General features: G+C 42.0%; 11 protein-coding genes. 2 read left to right on the top strand and 9 right to left on the bottom strand.

Annotated elements, in window-relative coordinates:
* Positions 1–14: 14 nt before the first annotated feature.
* The 9 genes from HMPREF9010_RS09760 to rhaB form a co-directional block, all read right to left on the bottom strand.
* A complete protein-coding gene (locus HMPREF9010_RS09760) occupies positions 15–1,484 on the bottom strand; it encodes a RagB/SusD family nutrient uptake outer membrane protein (protein WP_004310457.1) in 1,470 nt (489 codons plus the stop codon).
* 13 nt (positions 1,485–1,497) lie between these two features.
* Positions 1,498–4,635: a SusC/RagA family TonB-linked outer membrane protein gene (locus HMPREF9010_RS09765; protein WP_032852748.1), complete on the bottom strand. Its 3,138-nt coding sequence runs from the start codon at positions 4,633–4,635 to the stop codon at positions 1,498–1,500.
* A 335-nt stretch (positions 4,636–4,970) separates the two neighbouring features.
* Positions 4,971–8,996 carry a two-component regulator propeller domain-containing protein gene (locus HMPREF9010_RS09770; protein ID WP_008649672.1) on the bottom strand — a complete coding sequence of 1,342 codons (4,026 nt, stop codon included), beginning with the start codon at positions 8,994–8,996 and terminating at the stop codon, positions 4,971–4,973.
* A 108-nt stretch (positions 8,997–9,104) separates the two neighbouring features.
* Positions 9,105–10,004: an AraC family transcriptional regulator gene (locus tag HMPREF9010_RS09775; RefSeq protein WP_004310460.1), complete on the bottom strand. Its 900-nt coding sequence runs from the start codon at positions 10,002–10,004 to the stop codon at positions 9,105–9,107.
* 175 nt (positions 10,005–10,179) lie between these two features.
* Positions 10,180–11,334, bottom strand: a complete 1,155-nt coding sequence (gene fucO, locus HMPREF9010_RS09780) for a lactaldehyde reductase (protein ID WP_004299884.1) — start codon at positions 11,332–11,334, stop codon at positions 10,180–10,182.
* 96 nt (positions 11,335–11,430) lie between these two features.
* On the bottom strand, positions 11,431–12,240 hold the full coding sequence (gene rhaD, locus HMPREF9010_RS09785; RefSeq protein WP_008649671.1) for a rhamnulose-1-phosphate aldolase: 810 nt from the start codon (positions 12,238–12,240) through the stop codon (positions 11,431–11,433).
* A 92-nt stretch (positions 12,241–12,332) separates the two neighbouring features.
* Entirely contained in the window at positions 12,333–13,352 is a 1,020-nt protein-coding gene (gene rhaT / locus HMPREF9010_RS09790; RefSeq protein ID WP_004310462.1) for an L-rhamnose/proton symporter RhaT, read from the bottom strand.
* A gap of 3 nt (positions 13,353–13,355) precedes the next feature.
* The gene (locus HMPREF9010_RS09795) at positions 13,356–14,612 is read right to left on the bottom strand and encodes an L-rhamnose isomerase (RefSeq protein WP_008649670.1); all 1,257 of its coding nucleotides are present in this window, start codon (positions 14,610–14,612) and stop codon (positions 13,356–13,358) included.
* 50 nt (positions 14,613–14,662) lie between these two features.
* Positions 14,663–16,120, bottom strand: coding sequence for a rhamnulokinase (rhaB, locus tag HMPREF9010_RS09800; RefSeq protein ID WP_008649669.1), 1,458 nt, complete (start codon positions 16,118–16,120; stop codon positions 14,663–14,665).
* 235 nt (positions 16,121–16,355) lie between these two features.
* Here rhaB and HMPREF9010_RS09805 point away from each other — a divergent pair, with 235 nt between their 5' ends.
* Together HMPREF9010_RS09805 and HMPREF9010_RS09810 are read left to right on the top strand one after the other, a co-directional pair.
* On the top strand, positions 16,356–16,829 hold the full coding sequence (locus tag HMPREF9010_RS09805; protein ID WP_004310466.1) for an arginine repressor: 474 nt from the start codon (positions 16,356–16,358) through the stop codon (positions 16,827–16,829).
* Positions 16,830–16,856: 27 nt separating this feature from the next.
* A complete protein-coding gene (locus HMPREF9010_RS09810; protein ID WP_004299851.1) occupies positions 16,857–17,435 on the top strand; it encodes a GNAT family N-acetyltransferase in 579 nt (192 codons plus the stop codon).
* The last annotated feature ends 7 nt before the right edge of the window (positions 17,436–17,442 follow it).

Raw genomic sequence — 17,442 nt, 5'->3', positions numbered from 1 at the left:
TGCTTCTACCTTTTTTAGTTGTTAGTATTACCATAATACGTATTCTGCACAATCTTCGGATTTTCCAAGATATGTGAATAGTGGATCGGGAAAAGTTCATTGCCATCCTGCTCCATTCCGTTAATAGGTTTCATCACTTCCTTCCACTTTTCGGTACGCAGTAAATCAAACCAACGGCGTCCTTCGCCAGCTAACTCCACCTGACGTTCACGCAAGATATAATTGACTACCTCTTCTTCTGAAGCAAAATCATTTTCAGTCAGTGTATTCAATCCGGCACGGTCACGTACAGTTTTTACTAAATCCAAAGCTTCCCCCCATTTTCCCTGATGAGCACGAGCTTCAGCTTGCAACAACATCATATCTGTGTAACGATAGATTGGATAGGCTACTTCGCATGTCTTATTCAAAGAGTTACTGATGTCACCTGCCATATATTTACGCAATTCATTTCCATTTTGGTAATTCTTCACCGTATAATCTTTGCGTAAATCACCTTTCATATCCTTTTCATCAAAGATACTCATAAACTTATCAGACATGACTGCCGCACGATTCCCTGAACCGGAAAACCATTGATACATGTAACTGTAACCATTCGTGCCGACTTCATCCATGTTGAAATGAACAAGGAAAATAAACTCTCTGGAGTTATATTCATCATTTTCCGGTGTATCATCAGAAGGTTTATTAGTCAGCTCTTCCGTAAACATGGTATGCCAAGTAGCAATGTTAGGTTCGAAGTCTACAAAACGACCGCCCTTTTTAGAAGCGATAGTCGCCATCTTATCGATGGTCTGGTCGGCCAGATTATATTCTTTAGCCCACATATAAGCATCCGCCATGATGGCCCATACGCCACAGATAGAAATGCGTTTGCGTTCGTAATTCTTGTTACGGTTAATCAGGCTTTCCGCTTTCTTCAGGTCCGGAAGAATGACATGTTCCAAAATGTAGTTTTTATCCGTACGCTCTTTGTAGATGGCTTCCGAATACTTTTCAGTAGGTTCTGTAAACAAAGGTACGTCTCCCCAAACACGGATAGCATAGAAGTAGGCCAAAGCACGCAATGCATAAGCTTGTCCGAGATAGTCATTTCGGTCTGCCACATCAGGCATACTGATATTAGGAACATATTTAATAGCCAGATTTGCCTGGTTAATCATCTGATACAGAGTCGTCCACTTTGCACATTTCTCATCCGTAGACATTAGGTTGTTGATAACACGTGCCTGATCGGCCATTACCGGTGCTCCGGGAGCTACATTATCCGAACGGAACTCCCCCCAATAGAAATAGTTCTCCCGTAAAGTGGAACGTAACAATCCATAGATTTCATTTATACCTGCCTTAGCGTCACGGGCAGTCTGCCACATGTCACCTGCCGGAATTTCACTTACCGGTTCCTCATTCAGAAAGTCTGAACAGCTATTCAACGATAGAGCCAGGCATACAGCTCCAACAAAATATTTTATATTCTTCATACGATATCTTCAATTAAAAGTTTGCAGAAAAACCAATACCATATTCTCTCTTTCTCGGATAACGGTAAGAGTCTTTACCTACCTGCAGAGGATTGTTGGTAGAGAATTCAGGATCGAATCCCGAATAGTTGGTCCATGTCAAGGCGTTGTTTACAAAAGCGTAGATATTTATATTCTTCAACATCAGCTTCTTTATCCAGTTTTCAGGAAGATCGTATGCTACACGTATGTTCTGCAAACGAATAAAGGAAGCATCTTCCAGATAGAACGAGTTACCCATACGGGCATTGTTGTAATCATCATTATACGGACGCGGATAGATTGCCTGGTCACCCGGATGCAACCACATATTATGGATGACTTCCGGTGAAGGAGTAGTTCCGGTGTATTTGAACATATTACGATTATGTTCGGCTGCATTATAAATCTGTCCTCCCAATGAATAATAGAATCCTAAGTATAAACTCAAATTCTTCCAAGTCACCGTTGTATTCAAACCACCGGTTACATCAGGCATGGCATTACCGATCACCATACGGTCATTATCATCAATCACACCATCACGGGTTCCTTCCGGTTCTTCCCAGTTGTAATCTCCACCACGGAACGGTTTGCCGTTCGGCAACGTCTTCTGACGAATATTACCTGTATATTCTTTTCCATCCAACAAATATTTGTACTGGAATACACCATTCTCAAACACCGGAGTCAGTTGTTCCCATTTATCAGTGAAAGCATTCGATTCGTCGTATGCAAAGACACCGGCGCTTTTAAATCCGTAGAAGTCACCCACACGGCCACCTTCCTTCATCCACCAGATATCACCTTCCATATATGCCTTACCTTCAGACAGCTTTTCAATACGGTTGATGTTTCTGGAGATATTGAAAGAAGCATTCCATTTCCAATCCTTCGTGCGGATAATATCACCGGTAACGGCAATTTCAAACCCGCGGTTGCTCATCTCACCGACATTGGTTTTCATATATGCAAAACCAGACTCCTTAGGTAATTGGTAGTTTGCCAACAAACCGTCTGTGTATTTATCGTAGTAATCGGCAGTAATCGTCAAACGGCTATTCCAGAAATTCAAGTCCAAACCAAGGTTGAACTGTTTAGTTTCCTCCCATTTCAGATTGTCTTTACCGATACGAGTCGGAATAACGCCACCCACTCCGTCATAAATAGAATTCGGAGAATAAGAGTAGATATAGTCGTAGTTGCCGATTGCTTCGTTACCCGTGATACCGAAACTTGCACGGATCTTACCATCTTCGAGAAACTTTTTCGAAAATTTCATGAATTTCTCATCCGAGAAGCGCCATCCCACAGATACGGAAGGGAAATTACCCCATTTGTTCTCTTTGGCAAAACGAGAAGAACCGTCACGACGCATAATGGCATTGAGCAAATATCTTCCTTTATAATCATAAGTCACACGGGCAAAAATGGAAGCCATAGAGTGATTGCTTAATGTGGAGCCTGTAGATGACAAATCCAGGTTTGCGGCAAAAGCATTCATTGTATAGATAAAATCTGTAGACGAGTTTATCCCCACAAATGTTTCGTTTTCATAACGCCACTGCTGTGCACTAACACCTACCATGGCCGTAAAATTATGATCTTTTATTTTGCGTGCATAAGTAAGGATGTCTTCATTCATCCAGTTCCAGTTCAGGTAATTATAAGAATAACCTTTATTCTGTTTCTGCCATTCATCGGTGATAAGACTCGGTTCGAGTTTTTTGCGTTTATCCAGATAGAAGTTGGCATTAATATTAGCTCTAAACTTCAAATACTTGTTGAATTTGATTTCAAAGAACTGGAAGAAGTTAGCCTTATAAGAATCAGTAAAGTCGGTGGTATAATTGACCTGCGCAATAGGGTTCTTCTGACCGTTAAACACTCCGACCAAAGAGCCATCCGGATAATAAGTATTGAAATAAGGACGACGAGTCAACACTGCGCTCAATAAAGTACCTTCATTCAGACCTTTCTTTTTAGAATAAGTCAAAGAAATACGGCTACCCATATTCATCCAGTCTGTCGGTGAATAATCGGAGTTGATACGAGTATTTAATCTCTGGAAACCTGTATTGGAAATAATACCTTTCTCATTATAATAACCGGTATTGATGAAATATTTCAGTTTCTTTGTACCACCACCTACACTGATATCCACCTGATCTTTTTGTGCAGTGCTTGTAATCATGTCCAGATAATCGTTATCCACATTAAAGAAAGAGTTCAACGGATCATTCAGTATATCACTACTTTCATCCGGATTACCTCCGCCGTATGTTTCAAAATACTCTTTACGGTACTGGTCGTACAACAAACGTTCTTTACGGTTTGCTTGTGGAACCTTGTGAGACAATGTACCCCACGAGTGATTATACTTGATATCAATACGGGCTTTACCTTCCTGCCCACTTTTAGTAGTGATAATAATCACACCGTTCGCCGAACGGGAACCGTAGATAGCTGCAGAAGCGGCATCCTTCAAAATTTCCATAGAAGTAATATCATTGGTATTGATACCATCGATACTTTCCAAAGGAACACCGTCTACAATATAAAGAGGAGTCACACCTTCGGCAGAAAAAGTGGAAGTACCACGAATTTTGATAGAAGAAGATTCACCGGGCTGTCCGGAACCGGATACCACCTGTACACCGGCAGTAGTACCCTGCAATGCTTCAAAAACATTAGTAGCCATTTTTTGCTCAATGGCCTCGCTTGAGATGGAAGTAATAGCTCCTGTTACATCACGCTTTTTCATCGTACCGTAACCCACTACCACTACTTCGTCCAATAGCTTAGAGTTCTCTTCAAGCGTAATATTCATTGTTTTATCTTTCACTACCACATCTTTAGGGGTATATCCCATGAATGATACAGTCAAAGTAACTCCCTTCTTCGAAACATTCAATGAGAAATTACCATCTAAATCTGTAATTGTTCCATTAGATGTTCCCTTTTCCATCACATTGGCGCCAGGCAAAGGAAATCCTGTTTTATCCACAATAACTCCCTTCACTGCAAACCCGCCTTGAGCATAAGCCGGATTGACAAGGAAAAAGAGACTCAAGGAAATCAAAAGGAACGACTGAAGCAACCGCACTTTTGTCCTACTCTGCAAATTTTTCATAACTAGAATAAAATTAAATTGGTTAATTATCAAGGTTTTACTCACTACTTAATTAATTGGGGAAAATATATTGTTTCTCTCCAATAAGATGTTATCTTTTATTTATTATATGGATATTTGTCTTTCATAATACTACACAATAATTATTATATTAGAATAAAGATTACACAGCACCCGGTCTACCAAATGAAAGTGTGTGCGGACACACCTAACCAAAGAAAACTCAAGTACAAGCTGGCATTATCCAACGCCACAAAAGTATCACATTTGAATATATTGCACCCTATCGAATTGTTCGTTTTATCTAGTCTAAAAATTCAGATGACTTATTTTAATCACTTCACAGAGGGTTCGGAGGAGGTATTATGAGCTTTTCGGTATTGCGTAGGAGCAATATCAAAAAGTTCTTTAAAACATTTATTGAAGTATTGAGGATTTCCAAATCCTAACCGGTAAGCAATATCCGATATATTCATTTCCGGAGAATTCTGCAGAAAATATGCAGCTTTTTTCAGACGCAGATTCATGATAAAATTATTTGGCGTACTTCCCGTGATACCTTTTATCTTCTGGAATAAGACAGTACGTCCCACCCCCATCTCACGTGAGAAGACATCTACACTGAATTCGGGATTTTCCATATTATCTTCCACTACCTGTGTCGCTTGTTCGATAAACCTCTGATCGAGTTCATTCGTTGCAATCTTCTCCGCTTTGCTATCCAGCTGATGGGCATATTTATTCTGTAAAAGTCTGCGGGTATTAATCAGATTATTGCATTGCATCACCAGCCGCCGCATATTAAATGGCTTCACCACATAAATATCCGCTCCAATTCTTAATCCTTCCAACTCACGTTCGGGCGCACTAAGGGCAGTCAGAAGAACGACAGGGATATGACAAGTTTCAATATTGTTCTTAATTTTGGCACACAATTCCGTTCCGGGCATTCCGGGCATCATAATATCCGAAATAACCAGATCAGGTTGCATCATCTTTACTTTCTCATACCCTTCCTCACCATCACTTGCAGTTTCAACCGTGTACAATGGAGAAAAGATATCTACAAGGATATTTCTGATTTCTTCATTATCATCAATAACCAACAGCTTGCAGTCAGTAGTCCCACTCTCACTTTGAGCCGTTTGTACCTCCTTAACCAATAGTTCTTTATCTTCCGAATAATAAATATATTCCTTATCCTGCTCCGGTTCAATCCGGGAAACAGAAGAATCAAAGTGAGCATCTCCTTTCTTCAGAGTGACCTTAAAGCATGAACCTTTCCCCAACTGGCTTTCTACAGTTATATCTCCCTGATGAGCTTTCACAATCCCCTGACTTAAAGCCAGCCCGATACCCGTTCCTCCATACTGTCCGATATTCTCGGCCTGATAGAACCGCTCGAATATCTTCACGTAATCTTCCTCGGATATTCCTGCCCCATTGTCTGAAACGGAAAACATACATTCATCCGCTCCATCAGCCAATTCCATACTGATACTTCCACCGTCTGAAGTATATTTAAAAGCATTCGACAGCAGGTTATTAACCACTTTCTGCAATTGCATACGATCTCCCCACACGAGGCATTGCTCACAGTCAGCATGCAAAACAAACGAAATATTCCTGTTAGCTGCCAATTCTTTGAACAATACATAATGCTCTTTGAGTAAAGAATATAAATCAAATTGAGAAACTTTCAGTTTCAAAAGTCCCTGCTCCTGTTTCCGGAAATCAAGCAACTCCGTTATCAATGATTTCAGGTTACCGGCATTTTTATGTATATTCAGTAATTTCGAATAAGCATACGTAGACAACTTACCGGAATTCAACAACAGATCAACCTGCCCCAGGATAAGGGTAATAGGGGTTCTGATTTCATGTGAGATATTAGTGAAGAAACGCAGTTTGGATTGGTTCATTTCTTCAATATATTGTTTCTCACGAAGTTCAAAGTCCAACGAGGTTTTCAAGAACAGCCGAATTCTATATTCTCTCACTACAAAGAATAGAATCGTCAGAATCACACACACATAAATTGTATAAGCCCACCAGGTGGCATAAAAAGGTGGTGTGATCGTTATATGAAGAGATCTGATTACTTCCGGAAAGTTCTTCAATCTGATCTCAAAAACATAATCGCCCGGAGATATATTTGTATAGGTAATATCATTCCCCAAACGATTCTCACTCCATTCGTCATTAGAACCTATCAACCGGTATTCTACCTCACCACCGCCAATATGCAGAAAGTTATCTGTCGAGAAACCGATAGAAAACACATTCTGCAAATAATTCAATTTAATCCGGTCGGTATAGGCAAAGGACTTATTTAGGATGCCGGTTTGATCGCCTGTGGTAATCTCTTTATTATTGACATACAAATGAGCCAACTCCAAATCATATATTTTCGGAGGATAGGACAAACTACTTTCACGAATGGCAACCAGTCCGGTAGCTCCTCCCATATAAATATCATGATTGCGGGATACATGCATGGATTTCCTATTGACAAGAGTCAGCGGAAATCCTGTTTTAGAATTGAAGTTTATCACTTTCCCGTCTTTCTGTTCTAACACAGACAATCCATGTCCGGTACCAATCAATAAATTCCCGGAAGGAGTTTCGCCCAACACTCTGATATTTTCTCCCGACAATACGCTTTCAGGAGTATGTAAACGAAACAATCGCTCTTTCTTATCCAACAAGAAAAGCCCGTTGCCATGTGTTCCGACCCAAATGTTTCCCTTTCGATCTTCATAGATGACATTGACCAGCTCTTTTTGAGATCTGACCTGTTTCTTCAGACTTATCCTATACGTTTCAAACCGCCCTTCATCAATCACATAAGCTACACAACCATCATCGGAAGCAAACCATAGCCGGTTTTTCGAATCAAGCAACAAAGTGTTATAATTATGTGTAAACAACTCCTTTTGATGAAACAGCACTTCAGTTTTTAAGGTCTGTTTATCCAGACTAACAACTGCAGATGTTGTACCTACATACAATTTACGAGGAGTGTCGGCCAAGGCAAACAGAGCTTCTCCCACACTTTCCTCTCCGAGCGGTTCGAGGTCATATATATCATTCCGATAGTTATCAAGATGAAAACAGTTGACCTTGTTTGTAAAGTCAGCAGCAATCCACAAGCAGTTATTAGCCTCATCAAAAACGACATCTTTCAGATAATCCGTACTAAAATGATATCCGGTATGCGCATTAAAATGTTTGAATGTTCCTTGTTCCGGTTGATATAAATCCAGTCCTCCACCTTCTGTGCAAATCCATATATTTCCGGATTTATCTTCTGCCATAGCACCCACCACCGGAAAAGACAATCCGGTATCCGAAGCATGATAATGTACAAAATGTTGATATTCCGGTGAGAAGAAGTTCACGCCGCCCCAATAGGTCCCCACCCAGACAGTTCCTTGTTTGTCCGTATAAAGAGAAGTCACCGAACGATTGGACATAGCCCCCACCCGGTTAGGATCCGCCTGATAATGAAATATTTTCCCGGTAGCCACCTCAATCTTACTCAATCCGCTTCTGTAACCTACCCATATATTCCCTTCCAAATCCTGACATAGCGCTCTTGCCATATCATCCCGGACCGTGTAAACACTCTTGTTGTTATAATCATAATGATGTATGACTGCACCTTGAGGTGAAAAACAGAAAACACCATGATCCTGCGAACCAACCCAAATATTCTGATCGTTACTTTTTATCAGTTTCATCACCTTGATTCCGGGCAAATAAAGCGACATCGATCCACAAGTATCCACACGCATCACCCCGCCATCTTTCAAAGCAACCCAAAGATTTCCTTCCGAACCTTCTACCATTGTCGGCCCGGTGTCCGGCAAATGTACCTCCGCATACATGGGTTTCACGGAACGGGTATTCTTATCATATAAGAAGAGTTTTCCCCCTTCTGCAATCCACACTCCCAACTTTCCTTTGGCAAGAGTGGAAGGAGAAGGCACCGGAAGAATATAATATTTCTCCGTTTCAAGGTCGAACTGGAAAAGTCCCGTAGAGGTCAAGAGAAAAAGACTCCCCTGGCCGTCCTCCACCATCTGGGTGACATATAGATTACCATAACTGATGGAATCGTTATGAAAATGATTAAAGACTTTGATATGATTGCCATCGAAACAATTCAGACCATCCAGTGTGGCAATCCATATACGCGACTTCTCATCCTGGCAAATATCGCTCACCGTTATTTGCGACAATCCATCCTCCACACCCAATGTTCTGAACTTATATTCCTGTGATTGAAGAGGAGATATAAATCCTAAAAGAGATAACAGAATAAGAAAATGGATCTTAGATAGTTTTTGTCCGCGCATATCAAGAATGATGGTTTATAGCACATTATCTTCGCCACAAAAGTAACAGTTTTTATGATATTCCCAAAATCAGAGCCAAATAACTAATAGATATGAACTTCATCCTATTCATTCTTCCCGCCCGAACGAACGATACTCCAACGGAGTTAGTCCCGTACGTTTCTTGAAGAAAGAGAAAAAATATTCGGTTGACTGGAAACCTAGAAAAAAAGAAATCTCTTTTACTGACTGGGAAGTTCCCACCAGCATTTGTTTAGCTTTACGAAGTTTCAATTCCTGGAAATATTTAGCCGGAGCATAACCTGTATACTCCTTAAAAACACGTCGAAACCATGAATAACTAATATTAAGTCGCATAGCCAACTCTTCCGGGTCCACATTGCCGGAAACATTTTCATTCATAATGATTTTTGCCTGTTCGATCTTCTGATCCACATCACTCATCTCGAAAACCTTATTCTTGGAGACGGAAAGAATCATCCCTATCATGTGGAGCACAATCCCGGAAAGATATTGTTGCGCGGAAATCTTATCCGCTTCGGCTACGGCAAGAGCACGGGAGAATAATGAGACTAACTCTTCATTAAGGCCTATTTCCAGTATTTGCTGTTCCTGCGACAAAAAAGCATCATCAACAATGGCGTCTATCATAGGCCCCTCGAAACCTATATAATATTCCGTCCAACCAGTCTGCCGCAACGGGCGATAAGTATGCCATTGTCCGGGAAACAATACCATCAGCCGACCTTTACAAACTTGCTTTTCAGAGGTAGAATCAGATGAAAACAAACCACGTCCCTTGGTGATATATACCAATTGATACTCACGAAGCACTCTTCCTTTTTCTGCATTAAAGAAGTAACCGGAAGGATGCTCTTTCAACGGATAAGGTGAATCGGGAGGAATGGATTGATAGCCGACGGTATTTACCCATAGCCCGAATTTACGGTCCATGTCATTTACAATCAGATATTTAAATTCTAATCCTAAACTATTATCCTCGATCATACCAGTGTGTTTTCATGTAATTGAGTTGGACAAAAATAGGAATTATTTTCAGAAAAACACCACAGATTACACAGATTTACACAGATTATTTTCTAATCGGAAGCCGATATTTAAGAATTAAATCTGTGTAAATCTGTGTAATCTGTGGTGAAAAGAACTTCCGCAAAAACTAACTTTAGAAAGCTTTGCGATATAGAGCTTCGATATCTGCTACCGAAGTAGGACGAGGATTACCACCTGTGCAAACATCATTGAAAGCAGCTACAGCCAGTGCAGGAATATCTTCTTCCTTCACATTGATTTCATGTAATTTCTGCGGTATATTGATACTGGCAGAAAGTGCTTTCACTGCCTCAACAGCCGCTTTTACTCCCTCGGCTTCACTCATTCCGGTAGTATCCACTCCCATTGCTTTCGCAATATGGATATATTTCGGAGCTGCCGGAGATTCAGCATTGTATTCCATCACATACGGTAACAATAAGGCATTGGCTACCCCATGAGGAGTATCATAGAACGCACCTAGCGGATGCGCCATCGAGTGGACAATTCCTAAACCGACATTCGAGAATCCCATACCGGCAATATATTGTGCCTGTGACATAGCTTCGCGGGCTGCCACATCTTTACCATTATCCACAGCTGCTTTCAAGTTTTGAGCAATCATTTCAATGGCTTTCAATTCGAACATATCGCTCATTACCCAAGCACCCGGAGTGATATAACTTTCGATGGCATGAGTCAAAGCATCCATACCGGTAGCTGCAGTCAGTCCTTTGGGCATTGAGTACATCAGTTCAGGGTCTACGATAGCTACGGCAGGAATGTCGTTCGGGTCTACGCAAACCATTTTCTTGCGGGCATCTTCATCAATAATCACATAATTGATCGTTACCTCGGCAGCTGTTCCAGCAGTAGTAGGCAGCGCGAAAGTAGGCACCGCTTTGTGTTTGGTATCGGCTACCCCTTCCAGAGATTTCACGTCTGCAAAATCCGGATTGTTCACAACAATACCGATTCCTTTGGCAGTATCGATGGAAGAACCGCCGCCCAAAGCAACGATAAAATCGGCTCCGGAAGCTTTGTATGCCGCCACACCGTTTTGTACATTTGCAATCGTAGGATTCGCTTTTACATCACTATAAAGTTCGTAAGGAATCTGATTTTCATCAAATACTTTAATGATTTCGGCAGCCACACCAAACTTGATAAGATCTTTATCCGTTACAAAAAAGGCTTTCTTAAAGCCACGTCTGGCTGCTTCCACAGCAATGACACTACGGCATCCGGCACCGAAGTACGAAGTTTCGTTTAAAATAATGCGATTCATGGTTATCTATTTGTTTAAAGGGTTAACCGCAGCACCTTCCAGGGTAGAAAATGCCACGGTTTCTAAAGTAATTAAAATCAATGACTAGTATAAATCTTATTTAGGAAGATTGAAAGCAACTGACATTTCTTTCATCTGTTCCTGACTCATACCATCCGGTTCGAAGCCCATATTTTTAGCTGCGATATAAATCAGAGCCGACTTATTGAGTACATCAATCTGATCGAATGCCTGCATCGCATCGCAATCCACTGCAAATACACCATGTTTCTCCCACATCACCACATCGTAATCCTGCAATTCTTTGATGGTAGCTTCAGCCAATTCCACCGAACTAGGTAATTTATAAGGAATGATACCCAAACCACGCGGGCAGAATGCCTTTGTTTCAGGGATCATACTCCACAACAGATTGGTAGCCACATCTTTTTCCAGAAATTTCGGACAATGTGTCATGGCAATCAGTTCAATCGGGTGTGTGTGTACAGATGCTTTATAAGGAGAGTTTTTGCTCAACAGGTCATTGTGTACGCTCAAGTGAGAAGGCAATTCCGATGTCGGGACTACGGCTTCATCCGCAATAATCACATAGCTGGCACAGTCATTCAGAATACGGATTACCGAACCATTTTCCATCGGCCAGCGGGCTAAATCACGCATGCGTTTATTAGTTCCCTTGCAGTAGAAATAGCAGCCTTTCAGATAAGGAAGAGTCACACCGATAGACTTTACTTCGCTGATCGGCTTCATCTGACGGATTTCATCGTCTACAAACTCTGTGATATTAACAGTGATATTACCACCATTACGTTCAGCCCATCCTTTCTGCCACAAGTATCCGGCAACTTCTGCTACCTTGTTTACTTCTTTGGCAAGTGCCGGACGATTCTCTAAAATTGATTTCATTATATATATATTTTAATTAGGCACGGATTACATGGATTTTGCCGCAAGTTATAAAAAAACTGCGTAATCCGTGTAATCCGTTCTTGATTTTTTTAAAACAAATTTGGGAATACTAAAGAGAAGATAAGGACGATCAGACCAGCTATCAGCACAGTTATGGTCTTGTTTGACACCCCTTTCCATTCTTTTAAAATTATTCCCCAAACATTACTAAAGGTTACGTTCAATGCCATTAGAATACACCAGGAGAAAGCCAGTAACACCGGGCTTTCGGTGAGGAAGCTCTTACCCATTTCCAATCCGAAAAACTGCATATACCATAGTACACCAGCCAACGCACAGAACACTAGATTATTGCCCCACACTTTTCCTTTAGCATAGTCACCCATCGTTTTGTTAACCACATTCTGTTGCAAACAGTAAGCTGCATTTGTCAGGAAGCCTCCAAGCGTAACCAGAAAGATAACCGGAAGACCGGCATAAAGTCCTTCCACTCCACCAGCCAAAGCGGCTTCTTTGATAGGTGTTCCCGCATCCAGTCCCAAAGCAAAGCAGGCACTCATGATACCAGCCAAAAGTGCAACCAGTAACCCTTTTGTCAATGCAAAGTCTTTTACAGCAGCACGTTTTTCTTCTTCGCTCATGTTTTGCGCACGCAAACTACCGGCATACCCGATAATAGCAATACCTGCCAACGTGATGCAAACACCCAACAAAAGAATCAGCCCGTTACCTTCAAACAAGTTTGTACCGGCAAAAAGAGCCGGAAGAAGGGTACCGAAACCGGCACAAGTACCCAGTGAGATACTCTGTCCGAGCGCAACACCCAAATAGCGCATGGAAAGTCCGAAAGTCAACCCTCCTACTCCCCACAATATACCATAAAAGATGCTCATTCCAGCACCTCCTGCTCCCCACAAGTCGAACAAACTGCTCTCTTGGGGTACACCCAGTAGTGAACCCAGGAACGGGAACACTAACCAGGCAAATACACCTTGTATTAACCAGAAGCTTTCCCAGCTCCATTCTTTTACCTTTTTGATAGGTACATAAGAACTGGACTGGCAAAAGCTACCGATAGCTATAATCAATAAGCCGATTAAGATTTCCATAACTTATCGTTTAGAAGTTACTTCGGCTTCGTACTTTTCAATTTCTGCGATGAAATCTTCACCAACAGGCACATTGTTCTTCAAGCAGAACATATCCCAAACTGCATTCCAAGGAAGCGCCTTTTCTTCTTCAAGCAAAGCCAGACGTTGGAATCCCTGTCCGTTTGCTTCGTATTCGCGCAACTTGGCAATCGGTTCGAGCAGAGCACGAATCATACATTTCTGTGCAGCACGGCTACCGATTACGTATGCACCAATACGGTTGATAGATGCATCGAAGTAGTCAAGACCATAATGTACACGGTCCAAAGCACCGCAACGAACAATTTCGCTGAACAGTTCCATTGTCGGATCATCCATGATAGTAACGTGGTCTGAATCCCAACGAACCGGACGGCTTACGTGCAACATCAATTCAGGTACATAAAGCAACAGTGAAGATACTTTATCAGCTACACTTTCTGTCGGATGGAAATGACCGGTATCCAATGTAATCATCTTGTTACGAGAAGCACCATAACCGATATAGAAGTCGTTAGAACCCACTGTATAGCTTTCCAGACCGATACCGAACACCTTAGATTCGATACAATCCTTCATATTCTTATATTCGGTAGCGAAGATCTGATCCAAAGAATCTTTCAGCAATGCACGATATTTCATACGATTTACCGTAATATCCTTGCTTCCGTCATGTACCCAAAGATTCATGATACACGGATCCCCCTGTGCCTTACCCATTTCTTCCGCAACGGCACGACAACGTTTGGTATGTTCAATCCAGAACTGACGGATGCCTTCATCAGGATTAGAAAGAGACAAGTCACCTGATTTCGGATGAGAGAAAGAGGTAGAGTTGAAGTCGAGCTTCATGTTATGTTCTTTACCCCATTCGATCCAGCTCTTGAAATGTTCCGGTTCTACCTGGTCACGGTCTACCACCTTACCCTGGAAATCTCCATAGATTTCGTGCAGGTTCAGACGATGAGTACCCGGAATATAAGAAGCAGCTTTCAAAATGTCAGCACGCAATTCATCAATATTACGAGCTTTGCCCGGATAATTACCGGTTGCCTGAATACCTCCGGTCAATGAGCCGGCCTGTACTTCAAATCCTGCAACGTCGTCAGCCTGCCAGCAGTGAAGTGACAGATGAAAATCCTGCATCGTTTTCAATACTTGTTCGGTGTCTACACCTACTGCTGCATAACGTTCCACAGCAATCTCATACGCTTTCTGAATCAGTTCTTCTTTTTTCATGATATTCTATTAGTTTAAATAAATGATTATTCTGTCGGTTGTTCAATGTATTATCGAACGCAATTCTTAAAATGGATATAAGCCGCGTCCCAAGCTTCCGTATCTTGCGACTGATAAGTCTTCAACGGGATAGAGCGGTTGATTAACTGGCGCATACCGGCAACATCCGTTGCTTCACCTGCTGCCATTGCCTGAATCATTACATTACCGATAGCTGTTGCTTCAGACGGACCGGCTATCACAGGAATTCCTATCGCATTAGCTGTAAACTGGTTCAACAGATCATTCCGGCTACCGCCGCCAATTACGTGCAATGTATCAATCGGACGGGGAGAAAGCGAACGTAAATTCTCCAATACCTGACGATAACGCAAAGCCAGACTTTCAAAAATACAACGCACCACTTGTCCACGTTTCTCGGGAACTGCTTGTCCGGTAGCCCGGCAATATTCAGCAATGGCTTTTTCCATATCCGCAGGATTCGCGAAACAATCATCATCCGGATTAATCAGACTACGGAACGGCTCGCAAGCATCCGCCTCACTGATTAATTCAGGATAGCTTGTATCTCCCCAATTCAAACGGCAACGTTCCAACAACCACATTCCACAGATATTCTTCAACAGACGGATGGTTCCTTCCACACCACCTTCATTGGTAAAGTTCAACGCTTCTGTTTCGGCATTAATCACCGGAGCATCTGTTTCAACTCCCATCAACGACCAAGTCCCACTGCTCAAATAAGCAAAGTTACGATCGAGTGCCGGAACGGCAGCAACAGCAGAACCGGTATCATGACCGGCTACTGCAATTACAGGAATTGCCCCCAGTCCGGTTATCTTTTGCACTTCTTCCGTCAATACTCCCACCTTTTCACCCGGAAATACAAAACGTCCGAAATTCTTTTCACTCAAACCTACTGCTTTCAGCAACTCCGGTTCCAAACGACGTGTTTGAGCATTTACCAGCTGCGCTGTCGAAGCAATTGTATATTCCGTCACCATCTCTCCGGTCAGCATATAACTTAATGCATCCGGCATAAACAGAATTTTATCTGCCGCCTCCAATGCGCTGTCGTGATTGCGACGTAAAGTATCTAATTGAAAAAGTGAATTAAAATTCATAATCTGAATACCCGTTTTGCCATAGACTTCACTACGCGAAATACGGGAGAAAAGAGCTTCCGGTGCTCCTACCGTATGAGGATCACGGTACGCGTATGGCTGACGAAGCAGGTTACCGTCTTTTCCGACGCATACAAAATCCACTCCCCAGGTATCAATACCAATAGAAGCAATGGATTCGCCACGATGAGCCACCAACTTCAGCCCGTCAATAATATGACGATATAATGCATAAATATCCCAATAGAAATGTCCACCCACTTCAATCAGGTGGTTAGGAAAACGATTAATCTCTTCCAGATTTAATCCGCCTTCGATGAAAGTTCCTAAGATTGTACGGCCGCTCGTTGCGCCCAGGTCGACTGCAAAAAAGTTTTGTTTCATGGTATTCTGTCTATATATTTAAGGTATCCATTTACCTACATGGCAAAGATAGGCGATTCCCTCCTCCCTTTCCTTATGTATTTTGATTGAAAGGGTATACATTTTGACACAAAACAAAAAAGCAGGCTCTCACCGTTTAGCATATTTTTCACTTTTATGCAAAAAAACTTTGGTTTTATGCATATTTTCTCCAAAATAATGCATACTTTTGCGCCATTCTTAGAATAATTATACAATGAAGAAGAAAGCAAATCGGTTAGACGCCATCAAAATGATAATCTCAAGCAAGGAGGTCGGTTCGCAGGAAGAACTGCTGCAAGAGCTGAACCGCGAAGGCTTCGAACTGACACAGGCCACCCTCTCCCGCGACTTGAAACAATTGAAAGTAGCCAAGGCTGCCAGTATGAACGGAAAGTACGTATATGTACTGCCGAACAACATTATGTATAAACGTTCTACCGACCAGAGTGCCGGTGAAATGTTACGTAACAACGGATTTATCTCTTTACAGTTTTCCGGTAACATTGCCGTTATCCGCACCCGTCCCGGTTATGCGAGTAGCATGGCGTATGACATCGACAACAATGAATTCAGTGAAATACTGGGAACCATTGCCGGTGACGATACAATCATGTTGGTGTTGCGTGAAGGAGTTGCCATCAGCAAAATACGTCAGCTTCTGTCACTCATCATTCCCAATATCGAATAATTATACCTATTATTATATAATAAAGAAATGGACACTCAACAAATAGATGTTATGGTAGCCGACGCCTCACATGAGGTTTACGTTGACACTATTTTGGAAACTATCAGAAATGCTGCCGCCGTACGAGGAACAGGAATTGCGGAACGTACACACGAATACGTAGCGACAAAGATGAAAGAAGGTAAGGCGATTATTGCTCTTTGTGGCGATACTTTTGCCGGATTCACCTACATCGAATCATGGGGAAACAAGCAATATGTGGCTACTTCCGGTCTGATCGTTCATCCCGATTTCCGTGGGTTAGGACTGGCAAAACGTATTAAACAAGCTTCTTTCCAACTGGCACGTCTCCGATGGCCGAAAGCAAAAATATTCAGTCTGACCTCCGGAGCCGCTGTCATGAAAATGAACACCGAACTGGGTTATGTGCCTGTCACCTTCAACGAACTGACAGACGACGAAGCTTTCTGGAAAGGATGCGAAGGATGTATCAACCATGATATTCTGGTAGCGAAAAACCGCAAGTTCTGCATCTGCACAGCCATGCTGTACGATCCGACAGAGCCGCGGAACATCAAAAAAGAACAAGAAAGAAATAACATTTAAAAGATAC

Source organism: Bacteroides sp. 3_1_23 (genome assembly GCF_000162555.1).
Lineage (GTDB): Bacteria > Bacteroidota > Bacteroidia > Bacteroidales > Bacteroidaceae > Bacteroides > Bacteroides ovatus.
Note: the sequence above shows the minus strand (reverse complement) of the source record. Positions and strands in the feature narration are given on the sequence as shown.